Below are 16,441 nucleotides of genomic sequence, written 5' to 3' on the forward strand. Positions count from 1 at the left end.
TACCCCTCTCCACCCGATTCACCGTCGACGATCTGTCGTCGGATCCGCCCCGGACGTAACGCCCACGGCGCAACCGGCCGGTAACACCAGGCCGCACCGTCCGACAGAAGGAGCGGGACCACGGCGCCGCACGCCGTGCCGACCAGGAGAACCATGAGCACTACGGCCCCGCCGCGCCGACAGTCGAACGCGCCCCGGAACCCGCGCCTGCAAGCACTGTGGAACTACGTCGTCTTCGGCATCACGCGCTTCTCGACGCTGATCATGACGGTGGTGCTGGCCCGGCTGCTGAGCCCGGAGGACTTCGGCCTGTTCGCGCTCGGCCTGGTCCTGCTCAACCTGTTCGACTACGTCCGGGACTTCGGCGTGACGGCCGCGCTGGTCCAGCACCGGACCCCGCTCGCCCGCCTGCTCCCGACCGGGCTGACCATATCGCTGCTGTTCGGGCTGGTCATCGGGGTCGCCGCACTCGGGTTCGCGCCGCTGCTGGCCGACCTGCTCGGCCATCCCGAGCTGACGCCGATCGTCCGCGCCCTGGCCGTGGCCCTGCTGATCTCGTCGTTCAACGCGCTCCCCCAGGCGACCCTGCGCCGGGGCCTGGACTTCGGGCGGCGGCTCGCGCCCGAGGTCAGCGGGGCGCTCGTGAAGCTCGCGGTCGGGGTCGGCCTGGCGGCCTCCGGCGCGGGGATCTGGAGCCTGGTCTGGGCCCAGCTGGCGGGCAGCCTGATCACGACCGTCCTCTACTGGGTCATCGTCCGGCCCCCGTTCCGGCTGGGCTTCGATCGCCGGATCGCGGTGGACCTGCTCCGCTTCGGCGTGCCCGTCACGGCTGTGACGTTCCTCGCCTATCTGGTCTACAACCTGCCCGCGACGATCGTCGGCCGCCGGCTGGGCGCGGAGGAGGTCGGCTTCTACTCGCTGGGCTACCGGCTCGCCGAGCTGACGGTGCTGAGCCTGTGCACCGTCATCGGCGAGGTGCTCTTCAGCGCGCTCGCCCGCATCCAGGACGATCCACGGGGCCTGGCCGACGGCTACCGCACGGCCGTCGGCACGGTCGTGGCGATCACCTTCCCCGTCGGGCTGGGGATGGCCGCCGTCGCCCCCGATCTGGTCTCTTTGTTGTACGGCAGCCAGTTCGCCGCAGCGGCCCAACCGCTGATGCTCCTTTCGGTTTTCGTCGCCCTCCATTCGGCCACATTTCATGCGGGCGACATGTTGAAGGCGATAGGCCATCCGGCGATTCTCACGTATCTCTCGGTCGGCGGGCTCGTCGTGCTCGTCCCCGTGTTGTGGATCGCCGCCGGGCACTCGTTGACCATGGTCGCCGCCGCGCTGATCGGCGTGGAGGTGGCCAATTTCGTGGCCCGGCTCGTGATCGTCCGGCGGGTGCTGGGCCTGCCGATCGGCAGCCAGCTCGGCGTCTACGCCGGCCCGGCCCTGGCCGCCGCCATTATGACTATCATCACATGGACCCTGGGCACGGTTCTGCCGCCCTGGCCTGCGGTTCTCCGGCTGGCGGTCCTGGTCACCTTCGCAACGGTGCTCTACCTCGGCAGCCTCTACGTGTTCGCCCCCACGTCCGGCGCCCGGCTGACCGGGGCGGTCCGCGCCGCGCGGCGCCGGTCCGCCGCGACGGCCGAGTAACGCGCTTGTTTCCACGGACGATTGCCCCAACGGGTCCGGCGCCACCGAAATCTCCGTTGTGCGGGCCCGGCGTACGGCCGGCCGATGGGCGGGCCTTTCGAGGGGGAAAGTGATTGTGAACACGGAGACCGAATTCGCGGACCCCGTGCCGGGACGCCCGTCGGCGACGCCGACGACGCGGGCGCCCGACACCGCGGGATCGCTCCCCCGGCCCGTCTCCCTCCCCCGGCCGCGGTGGCAGGTGCGGCACGCCTGGCTCGCGGCCGGTGGTGACCTCGTCGCCGTCGGCGCCTCGCTGGGCCTGCGCCAGTGGTGGGGCGACACCCCCGCCCAGCCCGATCTCCCCCTGCTCATCGGGCTGACGCTGCCGGTCCTATTCATGGTCTGCCTCGCGACCGTCCGGGCCTGGGAGCCGCAGCTGCTGGGTCAGGGCTCCGAGGAGTTCAGCCGGCTGCTGCGCGGCGTCGTGCTCGCGGGCGTCGCCCTCGCCCTGATCGGGCTCGCCACGAAGACTCCCGAGGTCCGGCCCTGGGTGTTCGGCGTCCTGCCCGTCGCGGGGGTGTTCGCGGCCCTGTTCCGGATCGTGCTGCGCCGCCGGCTGCACCGGCACCGCGGCGCGGGCTCCTGCCTGCACGAGGTGCTGGCCGTCGGTTCGGTCGAGAACGTCGCGGTCATGATCGAGCGCACCCGGCGGGCCACCCACCACGGCTGGCAGGTCACCGGGGCCTGCACCCCCACCGGCCGGGGCCCGGACGGCGCGGCCGACGTGCTGGGCGTCCCGGTCGTCGGCGACCTGGACTCGGTCCGCGAGGTGGCCGCCGCCGGCTCGTACCGCATTCTGTCGGTCTCCCAGTCCCCCGGCTGGTCCTCCCGCCGGCTGCACCAGCTGGCCTGGGACATCGAGGGACGCGGCGTGGACCTCGTGGTCGACCCCGGCCTGATGGAGATCGCCGGACCGCGGCTGCACATGTCGGTGGTCGACGGGATGCCGTTCCTGCGGCTGACCGAGCCGTCGTTCTCGGGGGTGGCCCGCATGCTGAAGAACACGGCGGACCGGATCGGCTCGGCCCTGCTGCTGATCCTGCTCGCCCCGGTCCTGCTCGCGGTGGCCCTGATGGTCAAGCTGGACGGCGGCCCGGTGTTCTACCGGCAGACCCGCGTCGGCCAGCACAGCGAGGACTTCTCGATGATCAAGTTCCGGTCCATGGTGCCGGACGCCGACCGGATCCGCGCCACCCTGGTCTCCGACGACGAGGGCGCCGGCCCGCTGTTCAAGATGCGCAACGACCCGCGGATCACGAAGGTCGGCGCCGTCCTGCGGCGCTACTCGCTCGACGAGCTCCCCCAGCTGATCAACGTCCTGTGCGGGCACATGTCGCTGGTCGGGCCGCGGCCGCCGCTGCCCCACGAGGTCCTCACCTACGCGCGCGACGCGCAGCGCCGGCTGCTGGTCAAGCCGGGTCTGACCGGGCTCTGGCAGGTCAGTGGGCGCAGCGACCTCTCGTGGGAGGAGTCGGTCCGGCTCGACCTGCGCTACGTCGAGAACTGGTCGCTCGCGCTGGACGGGTTGATCCTCTGGAAGACCGTCGGTGCCATCACCCGCGGGCGCGGGGCCTACTGACCCGTCGTGCGCCGCACCGAGCTCCGGGCCCACGACGAGAACGGCGAACCCCGTCCGTCGCCCCGGTGGACCAACCGTCGGACACCTCTCGGCCGCACGGCGCTCTGCCTGGTGCTGGCGGTCGCCTTCCTCCTCGCCGGCTGCACGACATCGCCACCGATCACCTCACCGCTTCCCCCTCCGGGGCGGGCGACGATCCTGTGGGACACCTGGGGCGTACCCCACATCGCCGCCGGCGACGAACCGATGCTGTTCCGCGCCTTCGGACAGGCGCAGATGCGCAGCCACGGGAACCTGCTGCTCGGCCTGTACGCGAAGGCACGGGGCGAAGGCGCTCGCTACGCCGGCGAGACCTCGCTGAACTCCGACCGCACGGTCCTTCTGATGGGCCTGAGGGAGCGGGGCGCGGAGTGGTACGCGCAGCAGAGCCCCCGGATGCGTGCGGCCGTCGACGCCTTCGCCACGGGGATGACCGAGTACGCCACCACCCACCCGGCCGAGCACGACCGGATCTACGACCCGTTGCTCCCGCTCACCGGCGCGGACGTGCTGGCCCACGTGGCCCGGACGATGTTCGCCTTCATGACGGACGTCTCGGACTGCAAGCGCGTCCTGCCGGACCTCGACCGCGGCGACGCCCCGCCCCCGGGCTCGAACGCGTGGGCGATCGGGCCGGAACGCACCTCGGACGGCGGCACGCTGCTGCTCGCGAACCCGCACCTGGGTTGGGGTGGCGACGAGCTGCTCTACGAATCCCAGCTGGTCGCACCGGGAGTGGACGTCTACGGGGCCACGCTGGTCGGCTTCCCCGTCCCGGTGATCGGCTTCAACGACTCCCTGGGCTGGAGCCACACCGTCAACTCCGTCGACGGCTGCGACGTGTACAGCCTGGTCCCCGACGGCACGGGCTACCGCTTCGACGGCGGGCACCGTGACTTCGAGACCAGCAACCGGCAGATCTCGGTCCGGCTGCCCGGCGGGGGGTACCGCACCGAGAAGGTCACGGTCCGCCGTGCGGTGCAGGGCCCCGTGGTCACCGTGGGCGGCAAGACCTTCGCGGTCCGGGCCACGGCGGTGGACCAGGCCCAGGTGCCGGGTCTGCTCGAGCAATGGTGGGAGATGGCGCGGGCCCGCACCCTCGAGCAGTTCCGTGCCGCCCTGGGCCGCGAACAGCTACCGATGTTCAACGTCCTCTACGCGGACGACGCGGGGCACGTCCTGGCCGCCTTCGCGGGCAAGGTCCCGGACCGGCCGTCGTCGTACTCCGGGTCCTGGGACGCACCGGTCCCGGGCGACGACTCGCGGACCCTGTGGACGACCACACTGCCGGCCTCGCGGTTGCCGGCCGTGATCGATCCACCGGGCGGGTTCGTGCAGAACTCGAACAGCCCGCCGTGGACGTTCACCCTCCCCGCGGTACCCGAGCTCGACCCCGCCCGGTACCCGTCCTATCTGCCGTCGCCGGGCCTGGGCTGGCGGGAACGCCGCGGCCTCCAGCTGATCACGTCCACACCGAAGATGTCCCTCGACGACCTCGTCCGGCTGAAGAACGACACACACCTCAGCCTGGCCGACAGTGTCGTTCCCGCACTCGTCGCGGCGGCCAACCGCTCCCTCGACACCGGGGCCCGGCGCGGCGCGGCGGCACTGGAGAACTGGGACCGGCAGGCCCAGGCGACCAGCACGGGTGCGCTGCTGTTCCTCGCGTGGGTGTACGAGGCCCTGCCGGAGGGGCACTCCGCAGACGAGTTGTTCACCACCCCCTATGACCCGGCCGATCCGTTGGGCACCCCCCGTGACCTGAGGGATCCGGCCGCCGCCGTGTCCGCGCTGGGCCGTGCGGCCCAGCGGATCCAGAACCTGTACGGGGCCATCGAGGTCCCGTGGGGCAACGTCGCCCGGCTGCAGCGCGGCAACGTCGACCTCCCGGCCTCCGGCTTCCCCGGCGACCCGTACGGATCGTTCCGGGTGCTCTCGCCGGACATCGCTCGGATCGCGAGCGGGAAGCCGGGCGCGGTGTCGTTCGGCGACTCCTACGTGGCGGCCATTCATTTCGGGTCGACGACGACCGCTCGCGTCCTGTTGACCTACGGCAATTCGACGCAGCCCGGGAACAAGCACGTGGCCGATCAACTGGCACTGGCCCAAACGGGGGAACTCCGACCGGCCCTGCGCACTCTCAGCGAGATCAATCAGAATCTCGAGGAACGAATGGACGTGAGTCGTTGATCCGAACTGGTCAATTCGCTAGGCCGTGCAGCGCGAACCGCCCGAATGGGTAGTCTTCGACGATGACGGTCACCAGGCGCCGCGCGCTCACGATCCTGCCCGGTCTCGTGGCAGCGGGGATCGTGGCGCCCACGGTCCTCGCGGGCTCGGCCGCTCCGACCGCCGCGGCGGCGTCGGTCCGCCCCTACTTCGGCGCCGCGGACTGGCTCTGGGACCCGATCCCGACCGGTCCGGTGCTCGACCCCCAGTCCGCCCAGATGGTCAACTTCCTGCGGACGGGCAAGCACGTGGCCCTCATGCGCCAGTTCGGAGTCACCCTTCGCGGACCCTCGGGAATCACCGCCTCGACCCCGCGGTACGACGTCGCCTTCAGCCAGGTGCCGGCGTGGGGGCCGGACCCGTTCGGCCGGGACACCATGCCGATCCCGACGGGCACACCGGTTCCCCCCGGGTCCGACGGTCACCTCGCCGTCGCCGACCCTCAGACCGGCCAGGTCTTCAACCTCTGGCAGGCCCGACAGAGCCGGAGCTCGTGGGCGGCGTCGTGGGGATCCAAGGTTCCGCTCAACGGCGACGGCCGCGAGACCTTCGGCTCGTCGTCGACCGGAGCCCGGCTCGCTCGCTACGCCGCCGTGGTCCGCGCGTCGGAGATCGCCGCACGGAACATCCCCCACGCGTTGTTCTTCTCCACGGATATGGCCGCTCCCGCAGCGAACTTCCGGTACCCGGCCGCCGGGTCCGACGGCGCGAACATGGCCAGGGTCGCCACGCCGATCCCCGAGGGCACGCGGGTTCGGCTCGACCCCTCCGTGAACCTGGCCGCCATCCCCGGTATCACCGCCTTCGAACTGGTCGTCGGCACCGCCCTGCAGCGCTACGGCGCCTACTGCGGCGACAACGGCGGCTCGCGGATGTCGTTCCTGTTCGAGTACGAGGCGGGTGCCGCCCCGGGCCCGAGCTACGCCGCCGCGGGCGCCGCGTTCGACTACTTCGATCTCGTCCGCCTGCCCTGGGACAAGCTGCAGGTGTTGCGCAGCTGGAACGGTTCCTGAACCTGGCTGTCCGGCCACGGCTCGTCCGTCGTGCGAGGCGGCGGTCCGAGTGTGCCCGCACCCTCCGACGCCGGCAGCGCACCTCCGGTCAGTCCAGCGTGCGGATCCAGGCCAGGGTGGCGGCCAGACCGTCGACCAGCGAGGTCTGCGCCGCGTAGCCGAGTTCTGTGCGGGCCCGGGAGACGTCCAGGCAGCTGCGCAGGACCTCGCCGGCCCGGGGAGCGGCCAGTACCGGCTCGAAGGACCCCAGCCCGGCCGCGAGCCGGACCTGCTCCGCGAGCGTCAGCAGGTCGACCTCCGTGCCGGTGCCGACGTTGTACACATCGTGGCGCAGGTCCGTGGCGTCGATCGCCGCGAGGTTGGCTCTCACGATGTCCCCGACGAACACGTAGTCCCGGGTCTGCGCGCCGTCGCCGAAGATCGTCGGCCGGCGTCCGGCCAGTGCGCACTCGCAGAAGATCGCGATGACACCGGCGTCGCCCCGCGGATCCTGCCGCGGGCCGTACACGTTGCCGTACCGCAGCGTCACGACGTCGAGGCCCCGGGCGGCCCTGAACCAGGCGCCGTAGGTCTCCACGGTCCGCTTGCTCATGCCGTAGGGCGACAGGGGGGCGGCAGGGACCGTCTCCGGCGTCGGCACCGTGGCCGTCTCCCCGTAGATCGCGCCACCGGTCGAGGTGTTGACGACACGGCGCACCCCGGCCTCGTGCGCGGCATCGAGTACGTTGATCGATCCCACGACGTTGGTCGTCGCGTCGAGGGCGGGCTCGGCCATCGACACGCGGACGTCGATCTGCGCGGCCAGATGGCACAGCACGTCGGGCCGGAACGCCGTCACGGCCTTCCGGACGGCCTCCGCATCCCGGATGTCGATCTCGGCCAGCTCCGCGTCCGGTGATCCGGCGAGGTTCGCCGTGGACCCCCGGCTGAGGTTGTCGAGCACGAGTACCTCGGCCCCGCGGGCGACCAGGGCGTCGACCAGATTGGACCCGATGAACCCGGCACCGCCGGTGACCACTGCGCGCACGGGCGGAGCATATCGGGTCACCCGATCGGGACCGGGGCGGCGGCCGGCACCCTCGATCCGTCGCCGTACCCGAGTCCGGGGGCCGCTCGTTGACCTTCCGACATCGGACAGGTCGCGGCGTGCTCGCGGCGCGGAGGTGGGGCAATGCCGACAGGACGCACTACGAACAGCGACGCCGTCCGGGCCCTCGACGACGCCGCCACCATCCAGTTCCGGATGCCGCGCAGCGGCCCGGGGTCGGTCATCCTGCCCGCCGACCTCCTTGCCGCCCGCGAGCTGATGGGGGTTCCCGAGAAGCCTCGGAGCCACGCCGTCCTCCGCGGCTCGGCATTCGTCGCGATCGCCCTCACGGTTACGGCGTTCCTCGTCCTCGCCCACTTCGTCGCCCTCGCCGTGAGCGGGCCCACGGGCATCCCGGCGGCGGTTCGGCTGGGTACGGGGCAGAGCGTCTCCGCGTGGTTCAGCGGGGCGCTGGCCCTGGTCGACGCCGGCCTGCTGGCGCTCGTCGCGTCCACATCGTCCCGTCGTGAGCGGTGGCGTTGGGTCCTCGCGTCCCTCGCCGTACTGCTGGGCCCCGTGGGTAAGGCCTTGACCGGTCCGGGAGACGGTCAGGCGCTGCACACGGCCTCCGGGCCGTTGACGTCCGCCTGGCCGCTGTCGGCGCTCAGCATCGGGATCGCCGTGCTGCTGTGCGGCTCGCTGCTCCTACGCCGCCCGGGCGGGCGGACCGTGGCCCTCGGCGCCGCGGTCCTCCTTGCGGGGGCCACCGGCGTCGAGGCGCTCGAGGTGTGGTGGTTCGACGGCAGCGGGGTGGCGAGCGACCTCGTCGGCGTCGCGCTGAACGGGATCGGGTCGACAGCGGAGATGCTCGGCCTCGTCATCGCCCTGGCGGGGCTGCTCAGGATGGGGCGGGGCAGCACTCTCGGGCTCGCGCGATAGCGGATCGGTGGAGCCTTTCCGTACCGAAGTCTGACGATCCGTACTCCGGTGGTTAACGAAGCGTGTACCACCCGCGAATCCACTCCTGAGGTTCACGAACCTCGTGTACTGATCGGCCCACCGCCCCGATCAGTGCTGGAGCGGCCCGTCTCCCTTCCCGGGGGACGGGCCGTTCGCCGTTGCGGCCACTCCTCGGGAGCTCTCCGACCGGAGCAGCCTCAGGCCGCCGCGGACAGCCACGGCTCCCACGCCGGGTGCGGCTCCACCGCCAGCACCAGCACCCCGCCCGCGGCCCTGGCCGGCGGCGCCGGCGGGCGCTCCAGCACCCAGCCCAGCTCCTCCAGCAGGTGGTCCGCCTTGCGGGAGTTGCAGGCCCGGCAGGCCGCCACGCAGTTCTCCCAGCTGTGCGCGCCGCCCCGGCTGCGCGGCAGCACGTGGTCGATCGTGTCCGCCTTCTTGCCGCAGTAGGCGCAGCGGCGCAGGTCCCGGCGGAGCACCCCGGCGCGGGTCATGGGCACCGCGCGGCGGTAGGGCACCCGCACGTAGCGCGAGAGGCGCATCACGGACGGGGCGGGGACGGTGAGGTTCTCGGAGTGGAAGGCGGCGCCCTCCAGGGCGGCCTGCACGCACTCGGCCTTGCCGGAGAGCATGAGGACGACGGCGCGTTTTGCCGTGACGACGGCGAGGGGCTCGAAGCTGGCGTTCAGGAGGAGGACCCGTGACCCGGGCGGCAGCGCGGCGTGGAGGGGCCCGCTGTCCTCCTCGCTGTGGGGAACAGCGATGTCGGGAACAGCGACGAGGCCCTCGGGTTGTCGGTCCGGCACGCGCGACCACCTCCGCTCGGATGAGGTAAGTCGACCATACGAGAGGTCGGTTGCGCACGTGTGATATCCGGATGGACACGCGGGAACGACACGCGGTGCCGCGGAGTGGGCGAGCGGCTACCCGTGCACCGCGTCCAGCGCCCCCAGCACGTCCGCCACCAGGTCGTCGGTGTCCTCGCAGCCCGCGGAGAGCCGGACCAGGCCCTCCGGTACCGCGTCCCCCCAGCGGGCCCGGCGGTCCGCGGAGGTCCGCAGACCCCCGAAGCTCGTGGTGGAGACGACCAGGCGGGAGGCGTCGAGGAACCGCCCGACCGCGTCGGCGGAGGGCAGGGTGAATCGCAGCACCCCGTTCCACCGCCGCATCTGGCGGGAGGCGATCGGGTACGCGGGATCCGAGGGCAGCCCCGGCCAGCGGAGATCGGCCGGCAGCGGATGTCCGAGCAGGGCCTGGACGAGGGCGTGGGCGTTGGCCGCCTGGCGTTCGAGCCGCAGGTCCAGGGTGCCGAGCCCGCGCAGCGCCAGCCAGGTCTCCATCGGCCCGGGGACCGCCCCGCCCTGGGTCCGCAGCCGCCGGACCCGGTCGGCCAGCAGCACGTCCCCGCAGGTCACGTGCCCGAGCACGACGTCGGAGTGCCCGGACAGCGCCTTCGTGTCGCTGGCCACCACCAGGTCCGCGCCGAGCGGGAGCGGGCGCTGGCCGAGCGGGGTGGCCGTCGTGTTGTCGACGGCCAGCAGCGCGCCGTGGGCACGGGCCACCTCGGCGATCGCCCGGATGTCGCAGACCTCGAGCCCGGGGTTCGACGGCGTCTCGAGCAGCACGAGCGAGGCGCCCGGGATGGCGGCGGCCCAGTCGCCGACGGTCGCTACCTCACGGATCTCCACGCCGAAGGGCGCGAGCTCGTCGGCGGCGAGGAGCCGGGCGAGGTAGTAGCCGTCGCTGGGCAGCACGATCGCCCTACCCGGCCGCACCCCGGCGCGCAGGACCGCCGCGATGGCCGCCATACCCGAGGCGAAGGCCACGCAGTGCCCGCCGTCGAGCTCGCCGACCGCCTCCTCGTAGGCCCGCCAGGTGGGGTTGTCGGCGCGGCCGTATAAGTCCCGGGTGGGCGGGTCGTGGGGCAGCCCGAGATGGAAGGTCGAGGAGAGCACCGGCCCGGACCGCACCGGCTCCCCCGGCGCCCCGCCCTCGCCCGCGCCGACGCACCGGGTCCCGTCGCCGGTCACTCCGACCTCGGGGCACGGCTGATCAGCTCCTTGGCCATCTCCCGCGCGGAGTAGCCCTCGTGGCACACCCGGCGGACGGCGTCGGCGATCGGGAGCTCGACGCCGTGGCGTTCGCCCAGCTCGCAGATCGACACGCAGGACTTCACACCCTCCGCGACCTGGCCGTGGTTGGCCGCCTCGGCCTGGGCGAGGGTCTCGCCGCGGCCCAGGTGCTCCCCGAAGGTGCGGTTGCGGGAGAGCGGGGACGAGCACGTCGCCACCAGGTCGCCGAGGCCGGCCAGGCCCGCGAACGTCAACGGGTCCGCGCCCAGCTCGGCGCCCAGGCGGGCGGTCTCGGCGAGGCCGCGGGTGATCAGCGACGCACGGCTGTTGTCGCCCAGCCCCATCCCGGCGGCGATCCCCACGGCCAGAGCGATGACGTTCTTGCCGGCCCCGCCCAGCTCGCACCCGACGACGTCCGGGTTGGTGTAGGAGCGGAAGTAGTCGTTCGAGGTGGCGGCCTGCAGGGCCTCCGCCCGCGCGAGGTCCGAGCAGGCGATCACGGTCGCGGTGGGCTCCCCCGCCGCGATCTCGCGCGCCAGGTTCGGCCCGGACACCACCGCGACCTGGCCCTCCGGCACCTCCGCGACCTCGCGCACGACCTCGCTCATCCGCTTGAGCGTGCCCAGCTCGACGCCCTTCGCGAGGCTGACGAGCGTGGCGCCGCGCGGGAGCAGCGGCTTCCAGTCCGCGAGGTTCGACCGCAGGGTCTGGGAGGGGACGGCGAGCACCACCGCGTCCGCCCCGTCGAGCGCGGCGGCGGCGTTGGAGGTGGCCGTGACCAGGTCCGGCAGCGTGATGCCGGGCAGGTAGTCCGGGTTCTCGCGGCGCTCGCGCACGGCGGCGGCCACCTCGGGGCGCCGCGCCCAGAGCACCACCTCGCGCCCGGAGTCCGCCACCACCTTGGCGAAGGCCGTGCCCCACGATCCGGCGCCCAGGACCGCGATCCGGGCCAGCGCCGTCACGAAGGGTCCCCCGCGCGACGGAAGAACCCGGCGGGCGCCGGCTCCCCGCGCACCTCGGCCAGCAGTTCCTTGCAGCGGTTCATCAACAGGTCGGTCACCTCGCGCAGGACGGTCGCGTCCACGGGCTTGTCCCGGTACGCGGACAGGTCGACGGGATCCCCGGCGCGCACCGTGACGGTGGTGCGCGGGAGCGGCCGGAAACGCCTGTTGTAGTGGTCGTACACGCTGCGGGTGCCCCAGTGCACGACCGGCAGCACCGGGACGTCGCCGGCCAGGGCGAGCCGCGCGGCGCCGGTGCGGGCGTGCATCGGCCAGCCGTCGGGGTCGCGGGAGATCGTGCCCTCGGGGTAGATGACCACGATCTTGCCCTCGGCCAGACCCGTGACGCCGTCGCGCAGGCTCTGCTGGGCGTCCGCGGAGTCCCGGTGCACGGGGATCTGGCCGGTGCCGCGCAGCACCGTGCCGAACAGGGGGACCTTCCACAGGCTCGCCTTCGCCAGGAAGCGCGGCATGCGCCGGGCGGAGTGCACCCACAGCGCCGTGTACACCGGGTCCAGGTACGAGATGTGGTTGGCCACGAGCAGCGCCCCGCCCCGGGCGGGCAGGTGCTCGCGGCCCTCGTAGCGGGGGCGCGCGACCAGCCAGGACAGCGGATAGAACACGGCCGCCGCGAACCAGCCCCAGAAGCCGCACTTCTCACGCCTCACGAATGGGTGCTCCTCCCCTGTCTGTCCGGGGGATGATCCTCCCCCGAACGCCTGCCCACGGTCCACCGAGGCCGCCCCGGAGTGGAACGATGGGTGGCGTGCCGAATGCCGGAGTCGGACTCGTCGTCCCTGTGAAGCCGCTGGCCGCCGCCAAGTCCCGGCTGCGCGGCGCGGCCGACCGCGGCGTGGGCGATCCCGCCCGGCACGCCGAGCTCGCGCTGGCGCTGGCCCTGGACACCCTCGACGCGGCCCACGCGGCCCGGTCCGTGTCCGAGATCATCGTGGTGACGACGGACGTGCGCGTCGCCGCACTCGTCCCCCCCGGCCTGAAGGTCGTCACCGACGAACCGGGCACCGGCCTCAACGCGGCCCTCGCCCACGGCGCCGACCTGCTCGAGCCCGGGATCCGCGGCGCCCTGCAGGCGGACCTGCCGGCCCTGCGCCCCGAGGAGCTCGACGCGGCGATCGAGGCCGCGGCGGGCGGGCGGGCCTTCTGCGCCGACGCCCGGGGGGACGGCACCACCCTGCTGCTCACCGCCGCGGGCGGGCCGCTGGATCCGCGGTTCGGGCCGGGCTCGGCGGCGGCGCACCTCGCGTCCGGTGCCGCCGCGCTGTCCGGTGCCCTGCCCGGCCTGCGCCGGGACGTCGACACCGAGGCGGACCTGCGGGAGGCCTGCACGCTCGGCGTCGGCCCGCGGACCGACGGCCTGCTCGTCTGCCGCTCCCGGCCGTGACCTTTCCGTGATGCAGAGTTCACCTCGATGTCGTCCATCTGGCCCCGGTCCGGGCTCGTCCCGTAAGGAAGAATCCCGCCGATGAGCACGGCCCCCGAGAACTCCGACAGCACCGAGAATTCCGACAGCACGAATTCCGGCGGCGAGCGGAAGGGCGGCACCCCCCGGCGCAGCGCGGCCCGGCGGACACCCCCGGCGCGCAAGCCCGCCACCCGCCGTCGCGGCCCCCTCCCCGCGACCACCCAGCGCGGCGAGAGCACCACCACGGCACCGGCGCCCGCCGCGGCGACGACCGCCACCACGCCCGGGGCCGCACCGATCAGCCCGCCGGCCCCCACGACCGCCGCCGCCCCCAGCGGGCTGCCGGACGACCGGTACCTCAACCGCGAGCTGTCCTGGCTGGACTTCAACTCCCGCGTGCTGTCCCTGGCCGAGGACACCAGCCAGCCGCTGCTCGAGCGCGCCAAGTTCCTGGCGATCTTCGCGAGCAACCTGGACGAGTTCTACATGGTCCGGGTGGCCGGCCTGAAGCGCCGCGACGAGACGGGCCTGTCCGTGCGCAGCGCCGACGGGCTCACCCCGCGCGAGCAGCTGGCCCGGATCGCCAGGAGCGGCCAGACGATCGCCTCGGCCCACGCCCGGGTGTTCCTGCAGGAGGTCCGCCCCGAGCTGGACCGCAACGGCATCCACATCCGCCGCTGGAACGACCTCACCGCGGCCCAGCGGCTGCGGCTCACGGACTACTTCGCCGCGCAGGTCTTCCCGGTGCTCACGCCGCTGGCGGTGGACCCGGCGCACCCCTTCCCCTACATCTCGGGGCTCTCGCTCAACCTCGCCGTCACGGTGCGGGACACCGACAGCCGGACCGAGCGGTTCGCCCGGGTCAAGGTGCCCAACAACGTCCCCCGCCTGGTCAAGGTGGCCAACGACGACCCGGAGGCCGGGGAGGTCACGTTCCTCCCGATCGAGGACCTCATCTCGGCGCACCTGGGCGACCTGTTCCCGGGGCTCGAGGTGGCCGAGGCGCACGCCTTCCGGGTCACCCGCAACGCGGACCTGGAGGTCGAGGAGGACCGCGACGAGGACCTCCTGCAGGCACTGGAGCGCGAGCTCGCCCGCCGCCGCTTCGGCCCGCCCGTGCGGCTCGAGGTCGTGGACACCATGTCCGAGCACATGATGGAGCTGCTGCTCCGCGAGCTCGACGTGGATCCCGGGGACGTCGTGACCGTGCCCGGCCTGCTCGACCTCACCTGCCTCTGGGAGGTCTACGCCACGGACCGGCCGGGCCTCAAGGACGAGCCGTTCCGCCCCGCCACGCACCCCGCGTTCGGCGAGCGGGAGACCCCGCGCAGCATCTTCGCCACCCTGCGCGAGGGCGACGTGATGGTCCACCACCCCTACGACAGTTTCTCGACGAGCGTGCAGCGCTTCATCGAGCAGGCGGCGGCGGACCCGAACGTCCTGGCGATCAAGCAGACGCTGTACCGGACGTCCGGCGACTCGCCGATCGTCGACGCCCTGATCGACGCCGCCGCCGCGGGCAAGCAGGTGGTGGCCCTGGTGGAGATCAAGGCCCGCTTCGACGAGATGGCCAACATCCGCTGGGCGCGCGAGCTGGAGAAGGCGGGCGTCCACGTCGTCTACGGGCTGGTGGGGCTCAAGACGCACTGCAAGACCGCGCTCGTGGTGCGCCAGGAGGGCTCCACGATCCGCCGCTACTGCCACATCGGCACCGGCAACTACAACCCGAAGACCGCGCGGCTCTACGAGGACATCGGCGTGCTCACCGCCGACCCGACGATCGGCGCGGACCTCACGGACCTGTTCAACTCGCTCACCGGCTACTCCCGGCAGACCTCCTACCGCTCGCTGCTGGTGGCGCCCTACGGCGTGCGGCGCGGCATCGTGCGGCGCGTCGAGGACGAGATCGAGGCCTTCCGGGCCGGCGACACCAGCGCGCGGGTGCAGATCAAGGTCAACTCGCTCGTCGACGAGCAGGTGATCGACGCCCTGTACCGGGCCTCGCAGGCCGGCGTGCCGGTGGACGTCGTGGTCCGCGGGATCTGCGCGCTGCGCCCGGGCCGCCCGGGGCTCTCGGAGAACATCCGGGTACGCTCGATCCTCGGCCGCTTCCTGGAGCACTCGCGGGTGTTCCACTTCGCCGCCGCGGACGAGTACTGGATCGGCAGCGCGGACATGATGCACCGCAACCTCGACCGCCGCGTCGAGGTCCTGCTCCGCGTCGCGGACCCGCGGCTGTCCGGCCAGCTCGCGGACGTCTTCTCCTCCGCCCTCGACCCGGCCACCCGCTGCTGGACCCTCGACGCGGACGGCACCTGGAACCCGTCACCGCCCCCGGGCACGGACCTGGAGAAGGTGCGGGACCACCAGGCGGAGCTGATGATCACCCACGCGGCGCGCCAGCCCGCCGACGCCGAGAGCTGAGGTGTCCGCGCTCCACACCGCCCTCGGCGCCGACGTCCTCGCCGCGGGCACGGTCCTCTGGCGCCCCGTGAGTGGCGATGGTCGCCAGGGCGACCATCGCCACTCACGAGCCGTGGAGGTCGCCCTGGTGCACCGGCCGCGGTACGACGACTGGTCGTTGCCGAAGGGCAAACTGGACAAGGGCCTCGACCACGGCGAGCTCGCGGACTGCGCGCTGCGCGAGACGCGGGAGGAGACCGGGGTCGCCGCGCGGCTCGGGGCCCGGCTCGGCGACGTCCGGTACGGGGTGCCGGAGGGCCGGAAGCTGGTGCGGTACTGGGCCGCCGAGGCCGTCGACGACGCCGCGTTCGTCGCGAACGACGAGACGGACGAGCTGCGCTGGGTCCCCCTCGCCGACGCCCCGGGCCTGGTGACCTACTCCCACGACCGCGACGTGCTCGCCCGGTTCCGCCCGCCCGCGTCGGTCCTGGTTCTGGTGCGGCACGCCAAGGCGGGCAGCCGCAAGGACTGGGAGGGCGACGACGACCTGCGCCCGCTCTCGTCGAGCGGGCGCGCGCAGGCCGCGCACCTCGTCGGGTTCCTGGGCCGCTTCGCCCCCGAGCGCTTCCACGCGTCCCCGCCGGTCCGCTGCCCGGACACCCTCGCCCCGTACGCGTCCACGCTGGACGCCGCGATCACCCCGGAGCCGCTGCTGGGCGAGGAGGGCTACTGGGAGGACCCGGCCGCCGGCCTCGTCCGCTTCCGGGCCCTGCTCGGCACCCCCGGCGTCACGGCGCTGTGCAGCCAGGGCGGGGTGATCCCGGACGTCGTCGAGACCCTTCTCGACGAGTCGGGCGTCCGCCCGTACGGCATGCGTGGCACCGAGCCCGTCCCCAGCCGCAAGGCCAGCACCTGGCTCCTGACGGCGGACCCTCACGGCCGCCTCCTGAGCGCGGACTACTACCCCACCCCCTGACCCGCCCCTCCCCCGCGTGGGAGCCCCCGAATTTAC

The 16,441-nt window shown here is 73.1% G+C and carries 13 protein-coding genes; 8 read left to right on the forward strand and 5 right to left on the reverse strand.

Translation table 11 applies throughout. From position 1 onward, the window contains the following. Positions 1-153: 153 nt before the first annotated feature. From ABD324_RS23255 to ABD324_RS23270, 4 genes are all read left to right on the forward strand, one after another. A complete protein-coding gene (locus tag ABD324_RS23255; RefSeq protein ID WP_344420846.1) occupies positions 154-1,644 on the forward strand; it encodes a lipopolysaccharide biosynthesis protein in 1,491 nt (496 codons plus the stop codon). A 115-nt stretch (positions 1,645-1,759) separates the two neighbouring features. Then, positions 1,760-3,265, forward strand: coding sequence for a sugar transferase (locus ABD324_RS23260; protein WP_344420849.1), 1,506 nt, complete (start codon positions 1,760-1,762; stop codon positions 3,263-3,265). Positions 3,266-3,271: 6 nt separating this feature from the next. Continuing rightward, a complete protein-coding gene (locus ABD324_RS23265) occupies positions 3,272-5,494 on the forward strand; it encodes a penicillin acylase family protein (protein WP_344420852.1) in 2,223 nt (740 codons plus the stop codon). A 62-nt stretch (positions 5,495-5,556) separates the two neighbouring features. After that, positions 5,557-6,546, forward strand: a complete 990-nt coding sequence (locus ABD324_RS23270; RefSeq protein ID WP_344420856.1) for a hypothetical protein — start codon at positions 5,557-5,559, stop codon at positions 6,544-6,546. 88 nt (positions 6,547-6,634) lie between these two features. On the opposite strand, the gene ABD324_RS23275 is transcribed toward ABD324_RS23270, so the two are convergent. Continuing rightward, complete coding sequence (locus tag ABD324_RS23275; RefSeq protein WP_344420859.1) at positions 6,635-7,573, reverse strand: NAD-dependent epimerase/dehydratase family protein; 939 nt, start codon at positions 7,571-7,573, stop codon at positions 6,635-6,637. Between the two features lie 144 nt (positions 7,574-7,717). Here ABD324_RS23275 and ABD324_RS23280 point away from each other — a divergent pair, with 144 nt between their 5' ends. After that, positions 7,718-8,512 carry a hypothetical protein gene (locus ABD324_RS23280; RefSeq protein ID WP_344420862.1) on the forward strand — a complete coding sequence of 265 codons (795 nt, stop codon included), beginning with the start codon at positions 7,718-7,720 and terminating at the stop codon, positions 8,510-8,512. 218 nt (positions 8,513-8,730) lie between these two features. Here the strand turns inward: ABD324_RS23280 and ABD324_RS23285 are convergent, their stop codons facing one another. The 4 genes from ABD324_RS23285 to ABD324_RS23300 form a co-directional block, all read right to left on the reverse strand. Beyond that, the gene (locus ABD324_RS23285; protein WP_344420864.1) at positions 8,731-9,336 is read right to left on the reverse strand and encodes an HNH endonuclease; all 606 of its coding nucleotides are present in this window, start codon (positions 9,334-9,336) and stop codon (positions 8,731-8,733) included. A gap of 117 nt (positions 9,337-9,453) precedes the next feature. Further along, complete coding sequence (locus ABD324_RS23290) at positions 9,454-10,560, reverse strand: cystathionine gamma-lyase (protein ID WP_344420867.1); 1,107 nt, start codon at positions 10,558-10,560, stop codon at positions 9,454-9,456. Beyond that, positions 10,557-11,564, reverse strand: a complete 1,008-nt coding sequence (locus tag ABD324_RS23295) for an NAD(P)H-dependent glycerol-3-phosphate dehydrogenase (RefSeq protein WP_344420870.1) — start codon at positions 11,562-11,564, stop codon at positions 10,557-10,559. Before ABD324_RS23295 ends, ABD324_RS23290 begins: the two co-directional genes overlap by 4 nt. Further along, entirely contained in the window at positions 11,561-12,271 is a 711-nt protein-coding gene (locus ABD324_RS23300) for a lysophospholipid acyltransferase family protein (protein WP_344420873.1), read from the reverse strand. Before ABD324_RS23300 ends, ABD324_RS23295 begins: the two co-directional genes overlap by 4 nt. A gap of 89 nt (positions 12,272-12,360) precedes the next feature. Here ABD324_RS23300 and cofC point away from each other — a divergent pair, with 89 nt between their 5' ends. From cofC to ABD324_RS23315, 3 genes are all read left to right on the forward strand, one after another. Then, positions 12,361-13,005, forward strand: coding sequence for a 2-phospho-L-lactate guanylyltransferase (gene cofC / locus ABD324_RS23305; RefSeq protein WP_344420876.1), 645 nt, complete (start codon positions 12,361-12,363; stop codon positions 13,003-13,005). Between the two features lie 81 nt (positions 13,006-13,086). Beyond that, complete coding sequence (locus ABD324_RS23310; RefSeq protein WP_344420879.1) at positions 13,087-15,450, forward strand: RNA degradosome polyphosphate kinase; 2,364 nt, start codon at positions 13,087-13,089, stop codon at positions 15,448-15,450. Between the two features lies 1 nt (position 15,451). Next, complete coding sequence (locus ABD324_RS23315) at positions 15,452-16,405, forward strand: NUDIX hydrolase (RefSeq protein ID WP_344420882.1); 954 nt, start codon at positions 15,452-15,454, stop codon at positions 16,403-16,405. The last annotated feature ends 36 nt before the right edge of the window (positions 16,406-16,441 follow it).

The sequence above is a fragment of the Pseudonocardia ailaonensis genome (assembly GCF_039531635.1).
In the GTDB taxonomy this organism is placed as follows: Bacteria; Actinomycetota; Actinomycetes; order Mycobacteriales; family Pseudonocardiaceae; genus Pseudonocardia; species Pseudonocardia ailaonensis.

Bases quoted from the DNA above. Each gene is read 5' to 3' on its own strand.
- cofC (WP_344420876.1), top strand. From the start codon at position 12,361: ATGGGTGGCGTGCCGAATGCCGGAGTCGGACTCGTCGTCCCTGTGAAG.
- ABD324_RS23310 (WP_344420879.1), top strand. From the start codon at position 13,087: ATGAGCACGGCCCCCGAGAACTCCGACAGCACCGAGAATTCCGACAGC.
- ABD324_RS23280 (WP_344420862.1), top strand. From the start codon at position 7,718: ATGCCGACAGGACGCACTACGAACAGCGACGCCGTCCGGGCCCTCGAC.
- ABD324_RS23255 (WP_344420846.1), top strand. From the start codon at position 154: ATGAGCACTACGGCCCCGCCGCGCCGACAGTCGAACGCGCCCCGGAAC.
- ABD324_RS23270 (WP_344420856.1), top strand. From the start codon at position 5,557: ATGACGGTCACCAGGCGCCGCGCGCTCACGATCCTGCCCGGTCTCGTG.